The organism is Streptomyces sp. CRN 30, from assembly GCF_034105845.1.
The window spans coordinates 1-23,841 of record NZ_JAVRHI010000325.1; the positions used below are offsets into that span (position 1 = coordinate 1).

A 23,841-nucleotide genomic window follows, 5' to 3' on the forward strand; every position below is an offset into this window, starting at 1 on the left:
CATCTGCAGCAGCGTCTTCAGCTTGTTGCGGATGTGATCGGCCGACACCGCGTCGAACGCCTCGGCGCAGTCGCCGCCCTGGAGAAGGAACGCCTCCCCCTGGGCGACGGCCGCCATCCGGGCGCGCAGCTGATCGCACTCACCCGCGAAGACGAGCGGCGGATACGACTCCAGGTCCGCGATCACTGCGCGCAGAGCCTCGGGGTCGGGGTACTCGGGCTGCTGCGCCGCGGGCAGACTCCGCCACGGGTGACGGATACGTGCCACCGTCTCAGACCCCGAGGACCCGGATCGAGGGATGCTCCTCGGTGTTGAGGTACAGCTTGTCCCGGGTGCCTTCCTGCTCCAGCTCCACCACCAGCCGGTACCGGTACAGGCCGGGGCGCGCCGTGCTCAGGACGGTGCCGGCCCAGTAGTAGTACACCGGGGTGAACTTGTCGCGCATCCGGTCCGGCGCACCGTAGATCTTCAGCTCCGTGAAGATCTTCCGCTCCGCCACGTCCTCCTCGTCGCCGTGCTCCGTGTCGAGGAGGACGATGCTGTTGATCTTCGGCATGGGCGGCCAGGTGTTGTCCAGCCGCTTCTCCATGTCGATGGGCCGGATGATCCAGTTGAGCACCTGGCCCTGCTTGCAGACCGTCTGAAGCCGGTGGGTGCCCTGGCCGTCGCCGCCGATGCTGTTGTCCACCATGTACATCGCGTCGGCGAGCGAACCGGTCGCCGTGGCCCGCTCCATGTCGATCAGGGTGACGATGTTCAGCTGCACCGAGTTGAGCTGGCCCGGGTTCTGCTTCTGCTCGTGCGGCGCGTCGGCGAGGGTGTCGGTGGTCATCGTTCCTCCTCGTGGTGGTCCTCGGACGACTGGCCGACGAGACTGGGGGCGAGCGTGGTGGTGAACGGCTCGTCCCGCGAACCGAGCTTGAACCGCACCTGGTAGAAGGTGTCCCCGACGGCGTCCTTCTTCACCGTCCCGATCCAGTACGTCACATCCGTGCCGGGATACGTCCTGCGCTCCGGCTCGCACAGCTCGGGGTCGATGAGGACCCCGTCGATCGCCACGTACGCCTCGCACTCCAGGGCGAGCACGCCCCACAGGAGCTGGTCGCCGCCCCGCACCCGGGTCCGCAGCTGCTCGGTGCCGAACCCGGTCGACCCGCCGCCCTTGTTGGTGTCGTAGAAGTACAGGTTGCCGTGGACGGTGCCGGTGGCGAGGGCGCCGACGGCGTCCACCACCGCGGTGATCGAGATCGGGCGCCTGCCCGCGCCGTTCACCGGTTGCGTCTCGCTGCTCATCTGCCGCTCCTCCTTCACACGGTGGGCTGTTGCGGACCGGACTGCTGCGGGCCGGGCGGCTGCGCGTACGGGGACCCGGGGTACCCGGACCCGCCGCCGTACGACGACCCGCCGCCGTACGACGACCCGCCGTAGCCGGAGCCCGGGTACGACGGCGGGACGGGCAGCAGGCCGAGGCCGCCGCCGGTGAAGCCGTTGACCTTGGGCTCGGTCGTCACCTTGAGCGCCGACTCGCAGGTCATGTTGACCGGCTCCCACAGCATCTCGCTGCCCCGCTGCACCAGCCGGTGGAGCTGGATGCGCATCGTGTAGCGGTACGTGCCCGGCCGGGAGGAGTCGACCGTCGCCGACCAGTACCAGCCGTCGGTGACGAGGTCCGGGGAGCCGTACTCCGCCGGATACATGATCTTCTCGTCGACGGCCTGGCCGTAGACGTCGGTGATGACCGGGGCGGGATAGCTGTACGCGCCGCTGGCCGGGTCGGAGATGACCTCACCGGTCAGACCGATGACCTTCTGGCCGGAGAGCCGGCCCGTGGTGGCCCTGGTCGTGAGCACCCGGGTGCCGACCTCCTGCCGGATCTGCGCCAGCTCCTGGGTGTTGTCCGCCGTGCCGGCGTCCGGCTTGACCGTGAGGGCGTCCAGCTCCGCGATGGCCTGCTTGTCGCTCTGCAGCGCCCGGTCCGTCTCGTAGCCGCGCGGCACGGTCGGCGGGATGGAACCCAGGCTGTACGGCAGCCAGTTGAGCACCTGCTCCGTGGCCTGCGAACCGTCGCGCCAGTAGGCGCCGTGAATGGCGGTCACCAGGTCACCGGTGCCCTGCCCCTCGGATCCGTGCAGCTTCATGTTGTCGAACAGGTAGACGTTCCCCTCCAGGGTGTTCTCCTCCAGCGCGTTGCCGATGTCCACGAGCACGATGATCGCCAGCTGTTGGGCCATGCCTGCACCTCGCCGTTCTGGGTTGTCGCCTTCTCGGTCCGAACCGTTCGTCGGCTCACACGGTCATCAGCGCGGGCGAGTCGACGTGCAGCACGCTGTACGCGCCCTCGTACATCTGCAGTTCGAGGCGGTACTTGTAGGGCGTCCCCGGGGTCAGGGACGGCGGGACCATGCCGGCCCAGTGCGCCAGGTCCAGCTTGTCGCCGTCCCCCTCCTCGGAGTGCCGGGCCACGGGTGTCACCGCGCCGTCCGGACCGAGGAAGGTGATGCCCTTGATCTCCACGGGGGTCTGCAGGTCGACGGCGAGAGGCGTCCACTGGACGACCTGACCCGGCCGGACGACCGTGCACAGGTACGGCGTCCCCTGCCCGGTGCTGTCGTGGTCGCCGTTGTCCACCATGACGAGATTGCCGTTGAGCAGGGTGCCGCCGGAGAGGGCTCCGATGACGTCCACCATGGCGATGATGTTGACCTGCGGTTTGTCAGCCACTCGTTCCTCCTGCGTCGTCCGGGTCGTACGGGGGATGGGGTCAGCCGCGGTCGAGGACCAGCGGCACCTTGCCGAGCCGTGAGCGCTCGATGTCCGAGGAGTGCCGGGGCACGAACCTGACCTGGAGGCTGTAGCCGGTCTTCGCGATCGACGCCGGGTTGGCCTCGCCGTCGTTGAACAGGGACAGCGAGCGCGGCAGCGCCTCGGTGAGCACCCGCTGCAGACCCCCCGGGCCGAGCAGGGTGTCGAGGCGGTAGGACGGGCCGAGTACGTCGTCCACGGCGGCGTACAGCACGATCGTGCGCTCCTCGCGGTGGTTGACGAACTGCACCTCGTGGGCCACCTGGTCCAGATCCGCCACACCGGCCTTCGCCAGCTCGTCGCGGAGGGCCTCGTAGGCCCGGTGCGCGGAGTACTGGCTGTCGTTGAGGTGCAGCACGTCACCGGTGCGGCCGGCGAACTCGAACCGCTCGGCCCGGGGGCCGGGACCGTCCGGCCTCGGCCTGCGGATCATCCGGTCGCCCAGCTTCAGCCGCAGCAGCGGTGCCTCGTGACCGTGCAGCCGGGTGACGACCAGCTCCCCCTCCGCGCCCTCGGGGACCCAGCGCCCCCGCTCGTCGACGATCTCGACGAGGTGCAGGCCCGGTACGGCCGTCAGCGCCGGGTCGGACTCGGTCAGCTGCAGGCCGATCGTCTCCGCCTGGGTGGCGGCGAAATAGCTGAGGATCGACAGGTTCGGATAGAGCGCCTTCAGCTCGGTCCGGCTCCGCCGGGACAGCACCCCGCTGCCGTACAGCGCCACCCGGAAGCTCTCCCGGGCCTTCGCGCCCATGTCGGCGCCGAGTTCGGCGAGGATGGCGATGCCCGCCGAGATGCCCATCAGCGCTTTCGGGCCCCGGTAGGAGAAGAGGTGTTTCAGGACGGGTGCCGTGACGGGTCCGGCGCCGATGTAGTTGACGCCCGGCACCTGTTGCAGCACCCCGCCGACCATCGTGCCGCTGCTCCACATCTGGTAGTCCGCGAGGGTGGTGAGCAGCCACTTGGGGTCGTCGCCGGTCAGGTGGGGTTCGAGCAGGTAGGTGCCGAGGAAGCGGCCGGCCACCCGGTAGGTGTCGTGCAGCTCCCGCAGCGAGTACACGGTCTCCAGCGGGTTCCCCGTACTGGTGCCGCCGCTCGCGACGACCTCGAAGCCGCCGCGGTCGTGGGGGACGACCATGCCGTCCCGGGACCCCATGAAGAAGTCGCGTTGGGTGTCCTTGTCGGACAGCGGGACGCGCTGCCACTCCTCGTAGCTCCCGGGCGGCTCGACCACCCCGGCGGCGTCCAGCCGCGCCCGCCACAGCGGGTTGAGCCGTACGGTGTTGACCAGCTGCCGCAGCCGGCGCAGCACCAGGGCGTCCTGGACACCGTAGGGGAGTTCGCTGTACGGCCGCCCGCAGAGCCGCTCGCACTCGTCCATCTTCTCGGCGAACGACGGCAGCAGGGGCACCGCCTCCACGGAGGGCGGAGCCAGTTCGTCGTCCGGGATGAGCTTGCCGACCAGCTCGTGCACGTCGGTGGGGGGTGCCTCGGTCATATACGAGTCCGTCACTGTGCCTGTCCCGCCTTCCGTATCTCGTCGAGGAGCAGGTGGAAGTGGTCCGTCGTGACCTGGTGGTTCATCATCACCACACGCAGCGCGGCCACTCCGTCGACATCGACCTTCGAGATGAAGAACAGACCCCGTTGTTTCACCCGGTTCCGGATGTCCACCTGGAATTCAGCCAGTTCGGCGTCGCCGATCCAATCCGGCCGATATCGAAAACAGATGATGTTGGCTTCGGGGCGGTGCAGTGTCTCGAAATCCGTCTGTTCTTCAAGTATCGCGTGGGCGTCCTGGGTCAAGCGGCAGAGATACTCGATCTTTTCGGCAAAGAGCGCTTTTCCGTACATGGCCCAGAGCACCCACAGGGTCATGATCATGGGGCGTTTCGTGCATTCGAAATTCTTGGCGCCGCTGTCCAGCTCGGTGTACATACTCGGCTGTTCGTCGAACACGTAGCTCGCGGTCTGCCGGAATGCGCCCAGGCTGTGTTCACGGTCGCGGTAGAAGAGGAGCGTGCACGGGGCGGGCACGAACATCATCTTGTGCGCGTCCCACGCCAGGGAGTCCACCTGGTCGATCCCGCGCAGCTTGTGGCGCAGCGCGTCGGAGACCAGCAGGCTCGCGCCGTGGGCGCCGTCCACGTGCAGCCACAGACCGCGTTCCCGCGCGACGGCGGCCAGCTCGTCGAGCGGGTCGAAGGCGCCCACCGAGGTGGTGCCGGCCGAGGCGACCAGGCAGAACACGGTCAGTCCCCGCCGCTCGGCCTCGTCCAGCGCGGGCCGCACCCGGGCGACGTCGATCCGGCGGGCGGCGTCGAGCGGGAGGCGCACGACGCGGTCCTCGCCGATGCCGAGGATGCCCGCGGCGCGGGCCACGCTGTAGTGGACATCGGCGCCGACCGCGACGGCCGGCCTGACCACGGCGCCCAGGTCGGAGGTGCCGTGCGACCACACCCCGGGAAACGCCCGGTTCCGGGCGGCGAGCAGGGCCGTCAGGTTGGCCAGCGAGCCGCCGGAGGTGGTCACCATGGTGAAGGTGCCGGGCCGGAAGCCGATGAACCCGTTCAGCTCGTCGGCCATGATCCGCTCGGCGACGTTCGGCAGCTGGCCCGCCTCGTAGAACGACGAGGGCTGGTTGACGACCGAGCTGACGAAGTCGACGACCCCGGAGAGCGGCACGACCCCGGAGAACTGCCGGCCCATGTAGCCGGGGGAGTGGACCTGGATGCCGGTCCTGATGTACAGGTCGATGATCTCCGAGAGCCGGGCCTCGTCGAACGCGGCGGGCCGGTCGTGCTCCGTGGTCATCAGAGCCCTGGCCGCGCGGGTCAGCTGCTCGGGGTCGGCGAGCTCCAGGCCCCGGACGGAGAGGTCGGCCAGGTGTTTCTCCAGTTTGGCGAGCGCGGATTCGGTGTTCTCCCGGAACAGCTGTACATCGAACGCCTCGATCAACATTCCGCTCTGCGGCGATTCTGCCACGGAGGCCTCCTCGTACATTCCCTCATCGATGTCGATGAACAGGAATCGATGAACAGGGATCAGTGGAGCGCCACCACCGTAGGGCTTCGTGACAGGTGAATATACAATTCCTCTACGACTGTCCTGAATCGGCTCGGGGCGTCCGACGGGCCGTCGGAACGCTGGTCACGCGAGCCGCTTCAAGCACCGGATCGGGCACGGTGCGGGGTATGCGTTTTCAGGCTATGCTGACGAACACATTCCGATGTATACGCCATGTGATGGCCCAGGCGAATACGGTTCGGCGCCCCGGTCTCCGCACAGAGGGGCGAAACGTTTCTGCCATGGTCGAGAGGGCGGGTGCGGCCGGCGCCGGGGGATTGTGCCCGGGGCATGGTCGGTGTTCACAGCGCACCGTTCCGGCCATGAATCTTCACTTTTGGGTCACACGTTCGAGGCCCCGGCGCACCGCGCCGGGGCCCCGGGACCGATGGGTCAGGACGCCGCCCGGCCCACGTCCGTGGCCGCCGCGAAGTCGGGGCGGCCGAGAGGTGCCTTGGCGCGCACGGCGCCGATCCACTCGGCGGTGGTGGCCGTGAAGGAGAAGAACGACTGCACCACCACGAGCACCGCGTGGTGGATCTCCGCGGCGGAGAGGGCGCCCGTCCGGTTGGCCAGCGCCACCGCGCCGGTCGCGTCGGACAGCACCTCGGCCCGGTAGCCGAGGTGAACGGCGTGCCGGGCGGTGGACTCCACGCAGGTCTGCGTCATGTAGCCGGCGAGGGTGAGCGTGTCCACGCCCTCACGCCGCAGCCAGCTGTCGAGCCCGGTGCCGACGAAGGAGGAGGGCAGGTTCTTCTCCACCAGGTGGTCGTACGGACGTGAACGCACCACGTCGTGCAGGGCGAAGCCGTGCGTCCCCCGCGCGAAGAGGGGGGCGTCGGCGGGCGCGGCGTGCTGGACGACCACGACCGGCACGCCCTCCTGCCCCGCGGTGTCCATCGCCGCGGCGACGTTGGCCAGGCTGACGGCCGGGGACGGATAGGTGACCGGCAGGGCGCCCGTGATGTACTCGTTCTGGACGTCGATGATCACGAGGGCACGTTTCATGAGGGTTCTTCCCCTCCGCTGTCGAGTGGGTGAGGGTGTGCGGCCTCGGCGCGACGGCCGCGGGCGCCGGTGAGCGGGTCACCGGCACACCTGGGTCGCCCGGACGAACGCCTCGAAGAGCGCCTGCTGGGCGGGATCGTGACGGGCGGTGTGCTCCGGGTGCCATTGCACACCGGCGAACCAGGCCCGCCGGTAGGGCAGTTCCAGCGCTTCCCGGGTGCCGTCCTCCGCCCGCGCGGAGACCTTGAGCCCCGCTCCCATCCGGTCCACGCGCCGCCGGTGGAAACAGGACGCCGTCACCACCTGGGTGCCCATGGTCAGTTCGAGCAGCGTCGCGGGCTGCACGGTGACCTGGTGCACCAGGTTGTGGTGCTGACGCCGCCAGCCCGCGAGGTGCTCCTGCAACGTGCCGCCGAGGGCCACGTTGACGGTGTGCAGGCCCCGGCAGATGGCCAGCAGCGGCAGGTCGGTGCGGAGCACATGGTGGGCGAGGGCGAGGTCGAAGCCGTCCTGTTCGGGATCGGTGTCGTACGCGGTGCCGTGCGACCGGGACCCGCCGTAGCGGCCCACGGCCAGTTCGGCGCCGCCGGGCAGCAGCACACCGTCGAAACGGGTCAGCCGGTCGGCCACCAGGGCGGGATCGCAGCTCCCGTCCGGCGCGTACGGATGGAGGGCGACGGGTTCGCCGCCCGCCCGCCACACGGCCTCGACCAGGGCACGGGCGAGGACTTCGGCGGAGTTGCGCAGTGCGGAGGTGGAGACGGCGAAGCGGGCGGGGATGGCGATGAGGGGGCGAGGGGGACGATCGGGGGGACGGTTCACAGGCGTTCCTCTGCCGACAGGTCGAGGCACGGACGGCCGTCACGGCGGTTCCTTCCGCGAGGCCGGTGGTGCGGGGGGTGGTGGTGCGGGGGTGGGGGGAGTGGGGGAAGTGAGGTTCGGGGGAGTGGGGGGAGCGAGGTTCGGGGGAGTGGGGGGTGGCGGTGAGTGGGGGGTGGGTTCGGCCTCGGGTCCGGCCGTGCTCCCGGCCTCGGTCCCGGCCGTGGTTCCTGCCTCGGGTCCGGCCGTGCTCCCTGCCTCGGTCCCGGCCGTGGTTCCTGCCTCGGGTCCGGCCGTGCTCCCTGCCTCGGTCCCGGCCGTGGTTCCTGCCTCGGGTCCGGCCGTGCTCCCTGCCTCGGTCCCGGCGGCAGTTCCTGCCTCGGGTCCGGTCGCGGGAGCCGATGCCGCCGGTCCTGGAGCCGCGGAACCCGGAGCCGCGACCGCCGGCGCCCCCGGACGCGGACGCGCCAGATGCGCGGCGGCGCCCACCAGCCATACGGCTGGAACCGTCAGCGCCAGCCACGTGGCCGTGGTCCGGCCGCCGCCGATGAGCGTGGTCAGGTTGGCCAGGATGAGGCCGATGGCCCCGGCGATACCGAGTGCGCCGAGGCCGGGCGCGACGACGGTGTTCCACAGCCGCCGGTCCAGCCGGTGCCGGCGGAAGAAGACGACCACGGACACCGACGTCAGGAAGTACAGCAGCATGATCGCCAGCACCGCGACACCGCTGAACCACGAGAACAGCGTCACCACCGGGTCCCGGCCGGCCAGCGCGAACGGCACGACCAGCAGTACCGCGAGCGCCGTCTGGACGAGCCCGGCGACCCAGGGCGCGCCCCGCCGGTTGAGGGTGGTCAGGACGTGGGGGAGACGGCGCTCGCGGCCGAGCGAGAACAGGTAGCGGTCGGCCGAGTTGTGGAAGGCGAGGATGCCCGCGAACAGGGAGGTGGCGAGCAGGACGGGCAGCACGTCGCCCGCCCAGCCGCCGAACCGGTCGGCGATCGGCAGGAAGACGAAGGCCGAGGAGTCCCCGCCCGCCAGGGCGGCCCCGGCGGCCGCGGCGGCCCGCGAGGCGCCGTGCGCGGAGATCACCATCCACGAGGTGAGCGCGAAGAACGCCGTGATCAGCGTGATCGACAGATAGGTGGCGCGCGGCACGGTCCGGTGCGGATCGCGCGCCTCCTCGCCGTAGACGGCGGTGGCCTCGAACCCGAACATCGAGGCGACGGCGAACATCATGGCCACGCCGGGAGCCCCGTCGAGCGCGGCGTGCGCGGAGAAGCTGTCGGCGAGACCGAGCCCCTCAGGTCCTCCGCCGCGCACCAGTGTCACCACGGCGAACGCCAGCAGCACGCTGGTCTCCGCGGCCACGAGGACCGCCAGGACACGGGCGCCCATGGTGATGCCGGCCATGCCGAGGGCCTGTACGAGCGCCATGGTGAGCAGGGCCCACACCCACCACGGCAGGTCGACGCCGGTGTGCACCCGCAGCAGGTGCGCGACCGTCGCCCCGTAGAGGCCGTACATGGCGGCCTGGATGGTGCAGTACGCGAAGAGCGCGACGGCGGCGCTGCCCGTTCCGGCGGTCCCGCCCAGCCCCTTGCCGATGTACCGGTAGAACGCGCCCGGCTCGACCACGTGCCGGCTCATCGCGACGAACCCGACGGAGAAGAGCAGAACCACCGCGCCCGCGACGACGTAGGAGGCGGGCACGCCGGGTCCGTTGCCCAGCGCGACGGAGAGCGGCACCGCGCCGGCGATGCCGGTCAGCGGGGCCTGCGCCGACAGGACGAGGAAGAGGATGCCGAACACGCCCAGGGCATCGCGCCGCAGCCGCGCCGGACCGGCGCTGTGGTCCCCCGGCGCGCCGCCGGTGCCGCGGGGCCGCGGTCCGTCACCGGCGCTCCGGCCCTCCGGCGCGTCACCGGTGCCGCGGGGCCGCGGTGCGTTGTCGGACATCCCGGCTCCTCGGTGTGGTGGGCGGGGACCACGGTGGGTGCGGTGGGGGACCGGTGGTCGCCGGTCGTGGTGGGCCGTGTCAGCCGGGCGCGGGTGAGGAGGCGTCCTCCGCCGGCCCCTGAGCGCTCGGGCACCCGGACCGGTCACCGGCCGGGCACCTGAAGTCGACAACGACCTTCATGGAACGGTCCTCCGAGGCGGCACACCTCCGTGGAGGTGGGACACCCCCGTGCGCGGTGCGGACCAGGGCAGCCGGACGCGCGCCGCCATTCGTTTGGTACCAAACAACATAGGTGAGCGGTTCCGCCGGGTCAATGGCGGCCGCCCGGTGGCGAGTTGACCCGCCGGGTCTTGCGGACGTACGGGCGTCGTCCCTACGGTCGACATACCGTTTGGCATCAAACAAGGAGTGGCCGGGCGCGCCGCCGGACCACGCGAGACCCCGTTCCCACCTGCCCGAGGAGGCAGCGGTGAGCGCACACGACCCCTCCCAGCTCCGCCGGCACACCGAACGGCTCGTCGAGGCGGGCATCGACGTGGTCCGGGTGGTCTACCCCGACCTGCTCGGCACCGACCGCGCCCGGGACGTGCTCATCGACCACCTGCCCACCGCCTGCGCGCACGGACTCGCCTTCTGCCGGGCCGTCTACCACACCACCCCGAGGGGGGACGTGGTCCCGGTGTCCGGGGGACTGGACGCCGGGCTGCCCGACATGCTGGTCCGGCCCGACCTGGACACCCTGACCCCGCTCCCGTGGGAACCCGGTGTCGCCTCCTGCCTCGGGGACGTCGTCGACGCCCGGACCGGCGCCCCGGCCCCCGAGTCCCCCCGTGACCTGCTGCGCACGGTACTCGCGAGGTGCGCGGAACACGGACTGCGCCCCGTGGCGGGGCCGGAACTCGAGTACTTCCTCTGCGAGGCGGACCCGGGCGCCCCCGGCGGCCTGCGCCGCTACTCCACCGCAACCGGCGTCGTCTACACGGCCGGACTCCGCGCCGACCCGGACAACCACCTGCTGCGCACCCTGCGCCGGCTGCGGGACCTGGGCATCGGCGTCACCACCGGCAACCACGAGTTCGACGGCTCGCAGTTCGAGATCAACCTCGCCCACTCCGACGCCCTCGACGCGGCCGACCGGGCCTTCCGCCTGAAGTCGGCGGTCAAGGAACTCGCCCGCCAGGAAGGCCGGTCCGCCACCTTCATGGCCAAGCCCTTCAACGACGCGGGCGGCTCGGGTTTCCACCTCCACCTCTCCTGCGCCGACGCCGGCAGCGACGGCGAGGGCGGCGGCAACGCCTTCGACGACCCCTCCGGCCGCTACGGCCTCTCCACCACCGCCCTGCACGCCGTGGCGGGCCTGCTCGCCCACGCCCCGGCGCTCGCCGCGCTGCTCAACCCGACGGTCAACTCCTACAAGAGGTTCGGTCCCGACACCCTGGCCCCCTGGCTGATCGACTGGGGCCTGGACAACCGCAGCGCCATGGTCCGCGTGCCGCCCGAACGGGGCTCCGGCGCACGGCTCGAACTGCGCCTCGGCGACGCCTCCGCCAACCCCTACCTGCTGATCGCCGCCACCGGTGCCGCCGCGCTGCTCGGCGTACTGGACGGCGCCGACCCGCCCGCCCCCCTCCAGGGGTACGGCTACGACTCCGCCAAGAGCGAGCTGCTGCCCATGAGCCTGCCCGCCGCGCTCGACGCCCTGGAGGCGGACACCGCGCTCACCCGCGTCCTCGGCAAGGAGTTCGTCGCCGCCTGGCTCACCTACAAGCGCGACGAGGTCAGCAGGTTCCAGCAGCATGTCACCGACTGGGAGCTGGCGGAGTACGCCGATCACCTGTGACCCGCGGGCAGCCCCGTTCCCCTCCCCCGAAGGAGCCCCCGATGGCGGCACCCGCCGAGGCCGAATTCCTGCCCCTCGACGACATCGACCTCACCGACCTGGACCGCTTCACCGACGGCGTGCAGCCCTGGCGCATGTTCCACACCCTGCGCCACCGGGACCCCGTCCACTGGCAGCCGGAGACCGCGCCCAACTCGGGTTTCTGGGCGCTGACCCGGCACAGCGACATCGTCCGCGTCGACCGCGACCCGGACACCTTCACCTCGACCAGGTTCGTCAACCTGGAGGAACTCGACGACGACCAGATCGCCCGGCGCGCCTCGATCCTGGAACTGGACGGCACCCGCCACCGCGCGCTGCGCAGCCTCCTGCAACGGCAGTTCGGGCACAGCGTCATCAACCGCTACACCGACTTCCTGCGCGGCCTGACCGCCCGCACCCTGGACGCCGCGCTGCCGCTGAAGACGTTCGACTTCGTCACCCACGTCGCGGCCGACTTCCCGATCAACGTCCTCGCCCGGCTCCTGGACGTACCGCCCGAGGACAACCGGCAGCTCATCGACTGGGGCAACCGGCTCATCGGCAACACCGATCCGGACTACGCCGACGTCCTCCTGTCCGACCCCGACAGCGAGCGCTACCGCGACCTGCCCTTCCGCTCCCCGGCCGCCACCGAGGTCTTCGCCTACGGCCGTGAACTGGCCCGGCAGCGGCGCGGCAAGGCCGGTGACGACCTGGTCTCCCGGCTCGTCAACGAGACGCCCCGCGACGGAGTGCCGCTCACCGCCCAGGACTTCGACAACTACTTCCTGCTCCTGGTCGTCGCCGGCAACGAGACCACCCGGCACGCCATCAGCCACACCATGCTGGCCCTCACCGAACACCCCGACCAGCTCGACCGGCTCCGCCGCGACCCGGGACTGATCCCGGCCGCCGTCGAGGAGTTCCTGCGCTGGGCCACCCCCGTGTACCACTTCCGGCGTACCGCGACCCGCGACACCGAACTGGGCGGCCGGCGCATCGCCGAGGGCGACAAGGTCGTGATGTGGTACGCCTCGGGCAACCGCGACGAGAGCGTGTTCCCCGACCCCTACGCCTTCGACGTGACGCGCAGCCCCAACGACCACGTCACCTTCGGCAAGACCAGCCCGCACCTGTGCCTGGGCAACCTCCTGGCGCGCACCGAGATCCGTGTCATGTTCGAGGAACTGATCCCGCGCCTGGCCGACATCCGGCTCAGCGGGCCGGTCCGCCGGGTGCGCTCCAACTTCGTCAACGGCATCAAGGAACTGCCGGTGACCGTCACCCTCACCTGACACCGGGGCAGGGCTCGTGCGGAACGTGGCTTGTGCGAAGCGTGACGCGACAACGTTGTCTTGATGGTGGTACGAGGGTACTCCCGCCCGGGGAAACGATGTCAAGCCCTCTTCCGTGGTACGGCGGTGGCGCGCTACTGTCCCTGCGGCTTGTGCGACCCGTGGTGCGCGACCCGTCCGGAGGAGGGGCCGCGTCATGCGTTTCCGTCCGATGTCCCTGCTGCTCGCCGCCGCGCTCGCGGTCGGCGGCGGCACCCCCGCCCTGGCGGCCGGCGCCGCCCCACCCGACCTGTCCCTCGTCAAGGACCCCACCGCCTACGTCGATCCGCTGATCGGCACCAGCAACGGCGGCGACACCTACCCCGGTGCCGTCGTCCCCTCCGGCATGCTCTCCTGGAGCCCCGAGAACACCAAGGGCGACGCCACCAGAACCGTTGCCCCCGGCGGCTACCACTACGACGCGACCCGCACCCGCGGCTTCAGCCTGACCCACATGTCCGGCACCGGCTGCGCGGGCGGCAGCGGCGACATCCCGTTCTTCCCCTACACCGGCGAGGTCACCTCCTCCCCGGCGAGCGACACGAAGGACGCCGTCTACGCCGCCGACTTCCGTCACGACGACGAGACCGCCGAACCCGGCCACTACAAGGTCTCCCTCGCCTCCGGTGTCACCGCCGACCTCACCGCCACCGCCCGCACCGGCTCCGCGCGGTTCACCTACCCGGCCGGCAAGCCCGCCGCCCTGCTGGTGCGCACCGCCAACTCCGAGGTCGGGTCGACCGACTCCACCGTGCGGATCGACCCGAAGACCCGTACCGTCTCCGGCTCCGTCACCTCCGGCAACTTCTGCGGCTACCTCGACCCCGAGGGACAGCGCGCCTACTACACCCTGCACTTCACGGCCACCTTCGACCGCGCCTTCAAGGCCACCGGCACCTGGCGGGACGACACGCTGAGCCCCGGTTCCACCACGGCCTCCGGCGGTACCGGCGGCTTCGCGGACGGCGGCCGGCCCGTCGCCGGCAAGGGCGCCGGCGGCTGGGTCGAGTTCGCGCCCGGCAGCGGACCGGTGGGCGTCAAGGTCGGCATCTCCTACGTCGACCGGGCCGGCGCCGAGGCCAACCTCAGGGCCGAGAACCCGCCGGGCCGCTCCTTCGACTCCGTGCGCCGGGCCGCCCACGACGCCTGGCGGGACCGCCTCGACGCGATCCGGGTCGGCGGCGGCACCGACGACGAGCGCACCACCTTCTACACCGCGCTCTACCACGCCCTGTTCCACCCGAACGTCATCAGCGACGCCGACCGCAGGTACCGCGGCTCCGACGACCGCGTGCACCGGGTCTCCCGGGGGCACCGGGCGCAGTACGGCACCTTCTCGGGCTGGGACGTCTACCGCAACCAGGTCCAACTGCTCACCCTGCTCGACCCGCGGCTCGGGTCCGACATCGCCCAGTCGCTGTACGAGTTCGCCGGGCAGAACGACGGCGTGTGGGACCGCTGGCTGCACGGCGCGAGCGGCACCCACGTCATGAACGGCGACCCCGCGCCGATCGCCCTGGCCGGCATCCACGCCTTCGGCGGCACCGACTTCGACCTGGAGGGCGCCCTGGACTCGCTGCTGAAAGCCGCGACCGAACCGACCGAACGGGACCTGTCACCGGCCGGCAAGCCCATCCTGTCGGTCGGCCAGCGGCCCTCCCTCGACAAGTACCTGAAGCTGCACTACATGCCGTCCGTCTCCAACGCCTGGGGCGGCGCGGCCGAGACGCTGGAGATGTCCGGCGCCGACTACGCGCTCTCCCGGCTGGCGTCCGCCGCGGGCCGCGAGGACACCGCCGAGACCTTCGCGGCCCGCTCCCAGTACTGGCAGAACAACTTCAACATCGCCGCCGACCCAGGCGGCGGCTACATCGCCAACCGCAAGGCCGACGGCAGCTGGGTCACCGGCTTCACCCCGGCCACCGGCAACGGCTTCGTCGAGGGCACGGCCGCCCAGTACACCTGGATGGTGCAGCACAACCCGGCCGGCCTCTTCGCGGCGATGGGCGGCACCGACGAGGCGCTGAAGCGGCTGGACACCTTCTTCCACGACGACGACGGCGACTGGGTCTTCAGCGGCGGCGGTGACAAGTCCGGCATGGACAACGAGCCGTCGATCAACGTGCCCTACCTGTACGACTACGCGGGCGCCCCCCACAAGGCCCAGGAGACCGTCCGCGCGGCCATGGGCGAGCTGTGGTCGACCGCGCCGGGCGGCATCCCCGGCAACGACGACCTCGGCGCCATGTCGTCCTGGTACGTGTTCTCCGCGCTCGGCATGTACCCGCAGGTCCCCTCCCGCGCCGAACTGGTCCTCGCCTCCCCGCTCTTCCCGCGCGTGGAGATCGACCGGCCGGGCGGCAAGGACATCTCGATCCGCGCCGAGGGCGCGGCGGCCGACGCGCCGTACATCCACTCCCTGAAGGTCGACGGCCGCGCCGGCGACCGCCCGTGGCTCCCGGCCTCCGTCGTCGAGCACGGCGGACGGCTCGACTACACCCTGTCCACCACCCCCGACCCCGCCTGGGGCGCCGGCCAGGCACCGCCGTCCTTCCGGGACGGTGAACAGCCGTACCAGATCGGTGTCGGCCCGACCGCCGCGACGATCGCCCCCGGCGGCGGCACGGAGGTCGGCGTCCGCGCGCTGGCGGTGAGCGGCGGCGAGGGACCCGAGGTGCGGTTCCGCGTCGAGACCCCCGACGGCATCACGGCCACCCCCGCCGAGGGAGCGGTCACCGGCGGCGAACAGAAGATCGTACTGAGCGCGGCCGACGGCATCGGCCAGGGCTTCTACGACGCGAAGGTCACCGTCACCTCGGGCGACAGCTCCTACACGCAGCCCGTCTCCCTGACCGTGGCCGCCCCCGGCACGCTCCTCGCCGCCTACGACAACACGGGCGTCTCCGACGACGAGGGCGAGCACGACGAGGCCGACTACGACGGCGGCGGCTGGAGCTACTCCCGGCAGGCACTCGCGGCGGCGGGACTTCACCCGGGCGAGCCGGGCACGGTCGACGGCCTCGCCTTCACCTGGCCCGGCTCCCCGGCGGGACGCCCCGACAACGCCTCCGCCACCGGCCAGACCATCGACCTCACCGAACCGGCCACGCGGCTGTCCTTCGTCGGCAGCGCCGTCAACGGCAACCAGAGCGCCGAGGCGACCGTCACCTACACCGACGGCACCACCGGCACCGTCCCCCTCGCCTTCACCGACTGGACCGTCGGCGGCGGGGGAGGCACCGTCCAGTACGGCAACAAGGTGCTCGCGAAGACCGCTTACCGCAACGTCGCGGGCGCGGACAAGGACCCGGTGGCGACGTACGTCTTCGCCACCGAACCGTTCACGGCACCGGACGGCAGACAGGTACGGAGCGTCCGCCTCCCCGACAACGCGGACCTGCACGTGTTCACCCTCGCCGTGGGCTGACGTCCCCGCCGGCGCCCCGGCGAACACTATGAACGCAATGATCGTCGCCCTGGCCGCACGCACCGGCCCTGCCTAGCATCGCCGCACGTGGCGCGACGGTGCGCCCGTGGAGAGAAAGAGCCGCGCGGTGAAGCAACTCGCAGCCAGGGCCCGTTCGTTCCGGTCACGCCGGTCAGGCCGGTCCCGTGGAGCCCGTTCCGTCTGGCAGGCCCTGTGCGTGACCGGCGCGGTCGCCGGGGCGCTGGTCCAGGCGCCCGCGGCCCAGGCCGCCACCACGGGACCGGCCCCCGCGGAGTGTCCCGCCGTCCTGACCGGCAAGGCCACCTGCTTCACCGGCCAGGACGGCAACGGCGCCCCCTACACGATCGCCGTCCCCGCACGGTGGAACGGCTCGCTCGTCGTGCACGCCCACGGCGGGCCCGACCTGGGCGACACCCCCGACCCCGCCCGCAGCGCCGACGACCTGGAGCGCTGGGCGGTGATGGTCGAGGAGGGCTACGCCTGGGCCGGCTCCTCCTACCGGCGCGGCGGCTACGGCACCCGGATGGCCGCCGCCGACACCGAGAACGTGCGCCGCGTCTTCGTCGCCGCCTTCGGGCGGCCCGACCGGACGTACGCGCACGGCCAGTCGTGGGGCGGGAACGTCGCCGCGAAGGTCGTCGAGACCTACGGCCGCACACCCGGCCGGTACGACGGGGCGCTCCTCACCAACGGCGTCCTCGGCGGCGGCTCGCGCGGCTACGACTACCGCGTCGACCTGCGCGTCGTCTACCAGTACTACTGCCACAACCATCCGCGCCCGAGCGAGCCGCAGTACCCCCTGTGGCAGGGCCTGCGCGCCGGCTCGGCCATGACCTCCACGGGTCTCACCGCCCGGCTGCGCGAGTGCACCGGCTTCGACGCCGACCCCGCGGACCGCACCGCCCTCCAGCAGCGCAACCTCGACGACATCCTCGCCGTCACCGGCGTCCCCGAGCGCACCCTGGAGTCGCACCTGCGCTTCGCGACCTTCACCTTCCGCGACATCGTCCACGAGCGCCTCGGCGGCCGGAACCCCTTCGGCAACACGGGCGTGCGCTACTCCGGTTCGCACGACGACGCGGCCCTCAACGCGGGCGTCGAGCGCTTCTCCGCCGACCCCGCCGCCCGGCGCGACCTCTCCTACGACAGCGACCTCACCGGCGAGATCGGCATCCCGGTCCTGACCCTGCATGCCGTCGACGACCCGACGGCCTTCGTCGAGCACGAGGCCGCCTACCGCGCCACCGTCCGCGGCGCCGGCCAGGACCGCCGCCTCGTACAGACCTTCACCCGCGAGTCCGAGCACAGCGGGCTGAGCGACTCCGAGTACGCCACCTCCCTCGGGGCCCTGGACCGGTGGGTCCGCGAGGGCGTGCGGCCGTCACCGCGCTCGGTCGCCGCGTCCTGCGCCCGCCACGACCGCGTGTACGGCACCGGCTGCTTCTACGACCCGGAGTTCACCCCCGCCTCCTACGCGTCCCGCGTCGAGCCCCGCCCCGGCGGCACGGTCTGGCCGGCGATGACCGAGGCGCAGGAGAGGCGCTGGTCCCGGATCGACGGCGTGGGCATCGCTCCCTGAGCCACCGGCCCCCGGCCCCCGGCCCGCCGTCACCCGTCCAGCTCGCGCACCAGCGGGTGGTGCGCGCAGCGGAAGCCGCCCGCGAACGTGGTCACCGCTTCGAAGGGCAGCGTGTGGACGGTGACGTCGCGCGCGGTCAGCTCCTCGGCGAGCGCCGTGAGCCGTTCGTCGACGACCACCTCACCGGGGCCCAGGACGAGACTGTTGCCCGCGAGGAGGTTCACGGCGTCCGACAGGGAGACGTCGATCAGTTCCCAGCCGTCGACCGGCGCGGGGACCCCGTCCGGGAACTGCTCCCGGCAGACCACCGCCAGACCCTCCCGTACGGCGGTCAGCCCGTCGTCGAGATGGATGACCCGTTCGTCCAGCGGGACCTCCCGGACACGGTGGCCGTCCCCGAGCAGTTCCGCCAGCCAGCGGGCCCCCGCCGGGTCGGACGCCGCTCCGCCCCGGCCGCACCCCACCAGGACGTCCCGGCCGAGGACCAGGACGTCCCCGCCCTCCAGGAACGGCCCGGTCGCCGAGGCCATCTCGGCGACCGGGCCCGGCGACGGCGGCGGCATCACCGAGCAGCGCGCCCCGCGGGCCGCCGCCTCGGCGAGGACGGGCCGCAGCCCGAAGCGTTCCTTGTAGCGGACCGGCAGCCGCAGCGCGGTCTCGATGACGTGATCGCCCACCACGACCATCGGGTCCCGGACGAACGTCTGCATGCTGAACTGGTCGTCCTCCCCGCCGTACGCGCCCAGTTCGGGTGCGGTCAGCTCGCGCGGCCGGTGGACGACCACCCCGCGACCGGCGAGGAAACGGACCAGCCCCTCGATCTGCTCGACGGCGCTCGTGAACCCGTCGGAGTCCGCCTCCGACCACAGCCTCCCCGCCCAGCCCGGCAGTCGCCGCCGGGTCCGCTCGGGCAGGAAACCCAGGGAGCCGGGGAGTCCCCCGCCCAGCGACCCGGGAACGCGGAAGTCGATGACCCGCCCGACCACCGTCTCCTTGAGCACCCCCCACTCGTGCGTGACATTGACGCGGTCGCCCGCAGCCCGTGTGCTCATGACCGTGATGCTCCTCGTCCGGCCGGGGCCGGGGCCCGAGCCTGAGGCGCGAGGCGGCCGGTGTCGTGGGGTGTGTGGTGTATGCCCTGTTTCCCGCCTGTATCCAGTGTTTCACGTGGAACCGGATCCGCAGCTCGGATCACTTCCTCGCCGCCGGACCCGGCAGCACGTACCCGCCCGGGTGCGGACCGATCCGCCGCGCCCGGCATGGCCGCGGCTGCCTCGGGGGAGGAAGCTGGACGGTGTGCCGGACGGAGGAGGGGGCGGCGATGGTCACGGTGCTGGTCGTCGTACTGGCCGCCATGGCGCTGGGGGTCGTCGCGCTGCGGCTCGCGGCGTACGGGCGGCGCGAGGCGCGGGCGGAGCGGGCCCGGCTGGCCGAGGAGGCGCGGCGCGCGGCGCGCCGGTCCCTCGACGCGGTCCTGGCGATGGACGACCGGCAGTTCGAGGAGTTCGTCGCCGGGCTCTGCCGCCGGGACGGCTGCACCCAGGTGCGGCGGGTCGGCGGCGCCGGTGACCTCGGGGCCGATGTGACGGGCCGGCTGCCGGACGGACGCCGCCTCGTCGTGCAGTGCAAGCGCTACGCCAAGCACCGCACGGTCGGCAGCCGCGACCTCCAGACCTTCAACGGCACGGCCCGCGCGGAACACGGCGCCGACGTACCGGTCTACGTCGCGACCTGCGTCTTCACCAGGCCGGCCAGGGAGTTCGCGGCCAGGCACCGGCTCTGCCTGATCGACATCAACCTCCTCGGTTTCTGGAACAGCGGCACCCCGCTGACGTCGTTCCTCGAACTGGACATCAGCCGTTCCGGCACGCACCGCAGGCTCCGGCCGGACCCGGAGTGAGGCCCGGCTACCGCCCGAGGCGGCGGTGCCATCGGATCTCGCCCTCGTACCACTCGTCCGTGGGCGTCAGCCCGGCGGCGGTCGCGACGGCGGCGGACGCCCGGTGCGCGGGGTGGACATGGGCGACGACGGCCGCCACCGGCTGCCCTCCCAGCCAGCCGACGAGCCCTCGGGCGGCCTCGCCGGCGATGCCCCGCCGCTGCCACGGAGTCCCCGTGACCCAGGCGACCTCGGCGAGGAGACCGCCAGTCGACGGATCGCCGGTCGACGGATCGCCGGACGACGGGCCGACCGTCGCCTGCACCGTGCCCGTCAGGCACCCCTCCGGGCGGAGCAGGACCACCCAGTTCAGCCAGGTGACGGCCGGGTCGGGCGAGCCCGCGGTCAGGCGGCGGTAACGGGAACGCAGGCCGTCGGGGTCGTACGGCGTGCCGCCGATGAAGGTGTGCAGCGCCGGGTCGGACAGTACCGCGGCCATCTCCTCGGCGTGCTCGACCCGCAGCGGCAGCAGGTCGAGCCGGTCGGTGGCGATGGACTCGGCGGTGATCACGGTCATGCGGGGGGCCTCCTCGACGGCCGGCGGTTCGTCGAGTCTCTCGACCACGGCCACTGTCTCACCTTCCCGTTCCCGCCTTCCCGTTCCCGCAGGGCGGCACCGTGCCGGGGGGGGGCACCGCTCCCATCGTCACCGCCCGCACCACCGCCGCGACGTCCTCGCGGCCGAGGGGCTCGGCGTCCATGGAGTTGTGGATGGTGAACCCCTCCACCACGGCACGCGCCTCCGCCATGGACCCGGCCGCCTCCAGCGATTCCCGGTAGCGCGCGGACATCGACCCGGCGCTGGGCTCCACCGTGTACGCGGGCTTCGCGGCGGCCGGCCTCGCCGTCGTGGTCTTCGCGGGGCCTCAGCTCCGGGTCGCCGGGGCGAACGGCCCGTGCAGGGCCGCCCACTGGAGCAGCAGGATCGTCTTGCCGTCGGCGATACGGCCGTCGACGGTCATCGCCAGCGCCTCGGAGAAGGGCAGCTCCAGCACCTCGATGTCCTCGCCCTCCTCCTCGACGCCGCCGCCCGCGCCGGTGCGGTCCGCCGCGCTGTAGGGCGCCGCGAAGAAGTGCAGGCGCTCGGTGACGGAGCCGGGGCTCATGTAGGCGTCCAGGACGTGGGTGAGCGGGCCGAGCGTGACACCCAGTTCCTCCGCGCTCTCGCGGCGGACCGCGGTGACGGGGTCGTCGGCGTCCAGCAGCCCGGCCGCCGCCTCGACGAGCATGCCGTCCGGGTGGTCGTTGACGTAGGCGGGATAGCGGAACTGGCGGGTGAGCAGGACCAGGCCGCGCGCGGTGTCGTAGGGCAGGACGACGGCGCCGTTGCCACGGTCGTAGGTCTCGCGCCGCTGGGTCTCCCAGCGTCCGTCGCGGCGCCGGTAGTCGAAGGTGGTGCGGCGCAGGACGTGCCACCCCCGGGAGGTCAGCTCGACATCGCGGACGACGACGTCCGGGTTCCGGTCGAGGTCGCGCCCGGCCCGGTCGAGGCCGGTGCGGCCGCGGTGGTCCGGGGTGTCGACGCCGGGGAGGTCGGTCATGGGGGACTCCTGGGATGTACTGCGTATCGCGGGTATCGCGGGTGCGGCGGTCGCCACAGGCGCTACACTACATGCAGAAACATGCAAGAACAGGAGAGAGTGTGCATGCTGGCTGCTGAACGGCGCGACCACCTGCTCGGACTGCTCGCCCGCGAGGGCAAGGTCGTCGCCAAGGACGTCGCCGCCGACCTGGGCATCTCCGAGGACAGTGTCCGGCGCGACCTGCGCGACCTCGCCGCCGAGGGGCTGTGCCAACGGGTCTACGGCGGTGCGCTCCCCGTCTCCCCGGCGGTGGCCGGCTACGCGGACCGGCGGGCCGTCGCCCCGGACGGCAAGCGCAAGGTGGCCGCGGCGGCCGCCGCGCTGGTACGGCCCGAGGGGACGCTGATCCTCGACGGCGGGACGACCGCGCTCGCCGTCGCCCGCACGCTTCCGCACGATCTCGCCTGCACCGTGATCACGCACAGTCCGACGATCGCCGCGGCGCTGCTCGACCATCCGCGGGCGGAGCTGTTCCTGCTGGGCGGCCGCGTCTTCAAGCACTCGGCGGTCGCCTGCGGGGCCGCCGCGGTCGAGGCCGCGCAGAACGTCTCGGCCGACCTCTGCCTCCTCGGCGTCACCGGCGTCCACCCCGAGACGGGCCTGACCACCGGGGACGCGGAGGAGGCGGCGATGAAGCGCGCGCTGGCCGCGCGGGCCGCCGAGACGTACGTCCTCGCCTCCTCGGAGAAGATCGGCACGGCGTCGCGGTACCGCGTCCTGCCCTGGGAGCGGATCACCGGGGTGATCACCGACGCGGGCCCGGACGACCCGGTCGTGACCCGGCTGAGCGAGCTCGGCGTGGAGGTGCTGACCGCCGGGTGACGGGCGCCCGGACCCGCCCGCCCCGCTTGACCTTGACACCGTGACAAGGTCTTCACTGAGCCGCAGGAGGTGGTACGGATGACCATGCCGCACGAGGACACGGCGGCCCTGCGGGGACTGGAGCACCGGGACGCGTCCGTCCGGCTGCGGGCGGCGCTCGCGGTCGGCACGGCCCCCGCCCCGCACCAGGTCGGCCCACTCGTCGAACGGTGCGCCACGGAACCGGAGTTCGCCGTGCGCGAGATGCTCACCTGGGCCCTCACCCGCCACGCGGCGGCTCGGACGGTGCCGAGGCTCGTCGACGAACTGCGCTCGGAGCGGGCGCGGGCGCGGAGCCAGGCACTGCACACCCTGTCCAAGATCGGGGACCGGCGCGCGTGGCCCGCGATCACACCGGAGCTGCTGTCCGACGCCGACGACGAGGTGGCGCGGAGCGCCTGGCGGGCGGCGGTCGCGCTCGCGCCCGACGAGGCGAGGCCCCGGCTGGCGGCGGCACTCGCGGACCAGCTCGGCCGCGGCGGGCACGAGACACGGCTCAGCCTGAGCCGGGCCCTGGTCGCGCTCGGTGACGCGGCGGAGCCGGTCCTCGACGCCGCCGCGGCGGCCACGGACCCCCACGTGCGCACGCACGCCCTCGCCACCCGACGGCTGCTGCGCGACCCGGACTCCGGGTTCGAAGCGGCGATCGAGGAGGCCCGCCGCGTGGTCGCCCTCGGAGCGTACGACCCCGCCGGCGGGAGAGGATGACCCGGCGATGCTGATCGGCGAAGTGGCACGGCGGGCCGGGGTCAGCGCCCGCATGCTCCGGCACTACGAGGCGCTCGGCCTGGTCGTGCCGACCGGGCGGACCGACGGCGGGTACCGCGAGTACTCCGACGCGGACATCCGCCGCATCCTGCACGTGGAGAGCCTGCGCTCGCTCGGGCTGTCGCTGCGCGAGGCCGGGCGGGCGCTCGACGACCCCGGCTTCGCCCCCTCGGCGCTCGTCGCCGACCTGGTCCGCCAGACGGAGGCCCGCATCGCCGGCGAGACGGAACTGCTCACCCGGCTCCGCCGCATCGACGCGGCGGAACCCGCCGGCTGGGAGGACGTCCTGCGCGCCGTGGAACTCCTGCGGGCGCTGCGCTCCCCGAGCGCGGGGCGGCGCCAGCGCGCCGCCCTGTCCTCGGTCGACACCCTTCCCGTGCCGGTGGAGGCGCTGGTCGAGGCGGTGCTCGCCGAACCGGACCCGATCGTCGCCGGCGCCCTGCGCTGGGCCTTGGCGCAGGCGGGCGACGGCGCGTCGGCCCTGCTCGCGAAGGGCCTCGACGCCCCGGCCGCCGACGTACGGGAACGCGCGGTGCTGTCCCTCGCCGAACTCACCGACGACGGGGCCGCCGCCGTGCTCCGGGACGCGCTCACCCACCCGGACCCCGTGGTCCGGGGGCGCGCGGCCCTCGCCCTCGGCCCCCGCGGGGTGGCCGACGCGATCCCCGTCCTCGTCGGCATGGTCGCGGCGGGGACCAACGACGTCGACGCCGCCGACGCGCTGGGCGTGCTCGCGGACCGCCCCGGGCCGGCGGACCGCATCGCCACCGGGCTCGTCGACCGCCTCGGCCGCACCGGCGTCACCGCCCTCGCGCG

21 protein-coding genes and 1 pseudogene are annotated in these 23,841 nt (G+C 72.5%); 8 read left to right on the top strand and 14 right to left on the bottom strand.

Annotated features, from left to right (window positions below; translation table 11 throughout):
• The 10 genes and pseudogenes from UW392_RS34695 to UW392_RS34740 all read right to left on the bottom strand — a co-directional run.
• Positions 1-267: 3-deoxy-7-phosphoheptulonate synthase (locus UW392_RS34695; RefSeq protein WP_320779177.1), on the bottom strand; the 267-nt coding region annotated here is incomplete at its 3' end.
• 4 nt (positions 268-271) lie between these two features.
• Complete coding sequence (locus tag UW392_RS34700) at positions 272-832, bottom strand: hypothetical protein (protein WP_320779178.1); 561 nt, start codon at positions 830-832, stop codon at positions 272-274.
• The gene (locus UW392_RS34705) at positions 829-1,293 is read right to left on the bottom strand and encodes a hypothetical protein (protein ID WP_320779179.1); all 465 of its coding nucleotides are present in this window, start codon (positions 1,291-1,293) and stop codon (positions 829-831) included. The genes UW392_RS34700 and UW392_RS34705 overlap by 4 nt, the downstream gene beginning before the upstream one ends.
• Positions 1,294-1,307: 14 nt before the next feature.
• Positions 1,308-2,231 (bottom strand): hypothetical protein, encoded by a 924-nt coding sequence (locus UW392_RS34710; RefSeq protein ID WP_320779180.1) that lies wholly within the window; start codon positions 2,229-2,231, stop codon positions 1,308-1,310.
• A gap of 55 nt (positions 2,232-2,286) precedes the next feature.
• On the bottom strand, positions 2,287-2,721 hold the full coding sequence (locus tag UW392_RS34715; RefSeq protein ID WP_320779181.1) for a hypothetical protein: 435 nt from the start codon (positions 2,719-2,721) through the stop codon (positions 2,287-2,289).
• Between the two features lie 40 nt (positions 2,722-2,761).
• Positions 2,762-4,297: a hypothetical protein gene (locus tag UW392_RS34720; RefSeq protein WP_320779182.1), complete on the bottom strand. Its 1,536-nt coding sequence runs from the start codon at positions 4,295-4,297 to the stop codon at positions 2,762-2,764.
• An 11-nt stretch (positions 4,298-4,308) separates the two neighbouring features.
• Positions 4,309-5,784, bottom strand: coding sequence for a pyridoxal phosphate-dependent decarboxylase family protein (locus UW392_RS34725; RefSeq protein WP_320779183.1), 1,476 nt, complete (start codon positions 5,782-5,784; stop codon positions 4,309-4,311).
• A 474-nt stretch (positions 5,785-6,258) separates the two neighbouring features.
• Entirely contained in the window at positions 6,259-6,873 is a 615-nt protein-coding gene (locus UW392_RS34730; RefSeq protein WP_320779184.1) for a cysteine hydrolase family protein, read from the bottom strand.
• 78 nt (positions 6,874-6,951) lie between these two features.
• Positions 6,952-7,695 carry a gamma-glutamyl-gamma-aminobutyrate hydrolase family protein gene (locus tag UW392_RS34735; protein ID WP_320779185.1) on the bottom strand — a complete coding sequence of 248 codons (744 nt, stop codon included), beginning with the start codon at positions 7,693-7,695 and terminating at the stop codon, positions 6,952-6,954.
• A 444-nt stretch (positions 7,696-8,139) separates the two neighbouring features.
• Positions 8,140-9,525, bottom strand: a pseudogene (locus tag UW392_RS34740) (APC family permease); the annotation flags it as partial.
• Between the two features lie 596 nt (positions 9,526-10,121).
• Between UW392_RS34740 and UW392_RS34745 the strand changes: the two are divergent.
• The 4 genes from UW392_RS34745 (at position 10,122) to UW392_RS34760 (ending at position 17,874) form a co-directional block, all read left to right on the top strand.
• Positions 10,122-11,492: a glutamine synthetase family protein gene (locus UW392_RS34745; protein ID WP_320779186.1), complete on the top strand. Its 1,371-nt coding sequence runs from the start codon at positions 10,122-10,124 to the stop codon at positions 11,490-11,492.
• Positions 11,493-11,533: 41 nt separating this feature from the next.
• Complete coding sequence (locus UW392_RS34750; protein WP_320779187.1) at positions 11,534-12,808, top strand: cytochrome P450; 1,275 nt, start codon at positions 11,534-11,536, stop codon at positions 12,806-12,808.
• A 196-nt stretch (positions 12,809-13,004) separates the two neighbouring features.
• On the top strand, positions 13,005-16,274 hold the full coding sequence (locus tag UW392_RS34755) for a GH92 family glycosyl hydrolase (RefSeq protein WP_320779188.1): 3,270 nt from the start codon (positions 13,005-13,007) through the stop codon (positions 16,272-16,274).
• A gap of 217 nt (positions 16,275-16,491) precedes the next feature.
• A complete protein-coding gene (locus UW392_RS34760) occupies positions 16,492-17,874 on the top strand; it encodes an alpha/beta hydrolase family protein (protein WP_414496733.1) in 1,383 nt (460 codons plus the stop codon).
• Between the two features lie 29 nt (positions 17,875-17,903).
• Here the strand turns inward: UW392_RS34760 and UW392_RS34765 are convergent, their stop codons facing one another.
• Positions 17,904-18,926 carry an arginine deiminase family protein gene (locus tag UW392_RS34765; protein ID WP_320779189.1) on the bottom strand — a complete coding sequence of 341 codons (1,023 nt, stop codon included), beginning with the start codon at positions 18,924-18,926 and terminating at the stop codon, positions 17,904-17,906.
• A 269-nt stretch (positions 18,927-19,195) separates the two neighbouring features.
• On the opposite strand from UW392_RS34765, the gene UW392_RS34770 reads away from it, so the two are divergent.
• A complete protein-coding gene (locus tag UW392_RS34770) occupies positions 19,196-19,774 on the top strand; it encodes a restriction endonuclease (protein ID WP_320779190.1) in 579 nt (192 codons plus the stop codon).
• Between the two features lie 7 nt (positions 19,775-19,781).
• Here the strand turns inward: UW392_RS34770 and UW392_RS34775 are convergent, their stop codons facing one another.
• The 3 genes from UW392_RS34775 to UW392_RS34785 all read right to left on the bottom strand — a co-directional run bounded on the left by UW392_RS34775 (position 19,782) and on the right by UW392_RS34785 (position 21,354).
• A complete protein-coding gene (locus UW392_RS34775; protein WP_320779197.1) occupies positions 19,782-20,330 on the bottom strand; it encodes a GNAT family N-acetyltransferase in 549 nt (182 codons plus the stop codon).
• 58 nt (positions 20,331-20,388) lie between these two features.
• Positions 20,389-20,604, bottom strand: a complete 216-nt coding sequence (locus tag UW392_RS34780) for a hypothetical protein (protein WP_320779191.1) — start codon at positions 20,602-20,604, stop codon at positions 20,389-20,391.
• A gap of 75 nt (positions 20,605-20,679) precedes the next feature.
• Positions 20,680-21,354 (bottom strand): NUDIX domain-containing protein, encoded by a 675-nt coding sequence (locus UW392_RS34785; protein WP_320779192.1) that lies wholly within the window; start codon positions 21,352-21,354, stop codon positions 20,680-20,682.
• A gap of 105 nt (positions 21,355-21,459) precedes the next feature.
• On the opposite strand from UW392_RS34785, the gene UW392_RS34790 reads away from it, so the two are divergent.
• The 3 genes from UW392_RS34790 to UW392_RS34800 form a co-directional block, all read left to right on the top strand.
• On the top strand, positions 21,460-22,218 hold the full coding sequence (locus tag UW392_RS34790; RefSeq protein WP_320779193.1) for a DeoR/GlpR family DNA-binding transcription regulator: 759 nt from the start codon (positions 21,460-21,462) through the stop codon (positions 22,216-22,218).
• A 78-nt stretch (positions 22,219-22,296) separates the two neighbouring features.
• Positions 22,297-22,965: a HEAT repeat domain-containing protein gene (locus UW392_RS34795; RefSeq protein ID WP_320779194.1), complete on the top strand. Its 669-nt coding sequence runs from the start codon at positions 22,297-22,299 to the stop codon at positions 22,963-22,965.
• 7 nt (positions 22,966-22,972) lie between these two features.
• On the top strand, positions 22,973-23,841 hold an 869-nt coding region (locus tag UW392_RS34800; protein WP_320779195.1), incomplete at its 3' end, for a MerR family transcriptional regulator.

Bases quoted from the DNA above. Each gene is read 5' to 3' on its own strand.
- UW392_RS34755 (WP_320779188.1), top strand. From the start codon at position 13,005: ATGCGTTTCCGTCCGATGTCCCTGCTGCTCGCCGCCGCGCTCGCGGTC.
- UW392_RS34750 (WP_320779187.1), top strand. From the start codon at position 11,534: ATGGCGGCACCCGCCGAGGCCGAATTCCTGCCCCTCGACGACATCGAC.
- UW392_RS34700 (WP_320779178.1), bottom strand. From the start codon at position 832: ATGACCACCGACACCCTCGCCGACGCGCCGCACGAGCAGAAGCAGAAC.
- UW392_RS34795 (WP_320779194.1), top strand. From the start codon at position 22,297: ATGACCATGCCGCACGAGGACACGGCGGCCCTGCGGGGACTGGAGCAC.
- UW392_RS34705 (WP_320779179.1), bottom strand. From the start codon at position 1,293: ATGAGCAGCGAGACGCAACCGGTGAACGGCGCGGGCAGGCGCCCGATC.
- UW392_RS34710 (WP_320779180.1), bottom strand. From the start codon at position 2,231: ATGGCCCAACAGCTGGCGATCATCGTGCTCGTGGACATCGGCAACGCG.
- UW392_RS34720 (WP_320779182.1), bottom strand. From the start codon at position 4,297: ATGACCGAGGCACCCCCCACCGACGTGCACGAGCTGGTCGGCAAGCTC.
- UW392_RS34775 (WP_320779197.1), bottom strand. From the start codon at position 20,330: ATGACCGTGATCACCGCCGAGTCCATCGCCACCGACCGGCTCGACCTG.
- UW392_RS34785 (WP_320779192.1), bottom strand. From the start codon at position 21,354: ATGACCGACCTCCCCGGCGTCGACACCCCGGACCACCGCGGCCGCACC.
- UW392_RS34790 (WP_320779193.1), top strand. From the start codon at position 21,460: ATGCTGGCTGCTGAACGGCGCGACCACCTGCTCGGACTGCTCGCCCGC.
- UW392_RS34730 (WP_320779184.1), bottom strand. From the start codon at position 6,873: ATGAAACGTGCCCTCGTGATCATCGACGTCCAGAACGAGTACATCACG.
- UW392_RS34770 (WP_320779190.1), top strand. From the start codon at position 19,196: ATGGTCACGGTGCTGGTCGTCGTACTGGCCGCCATGGCGCTGGGGGTC.
- UW392_RS34765 (WP_320779189.1), bottom strand. From the start codon at position 18,926: ATGAGCACACGGGCTGCGGGCGACCGCGTCAATGTCACGCACGAGTGG.
- UW392_RS34780 (WP_320779191.1), bottom strand. From the start codon at position 20,604: ATGTCCGCGCGCTACCGGGAATCGCTGGAGGCGGCCGGGTCCATGGCG.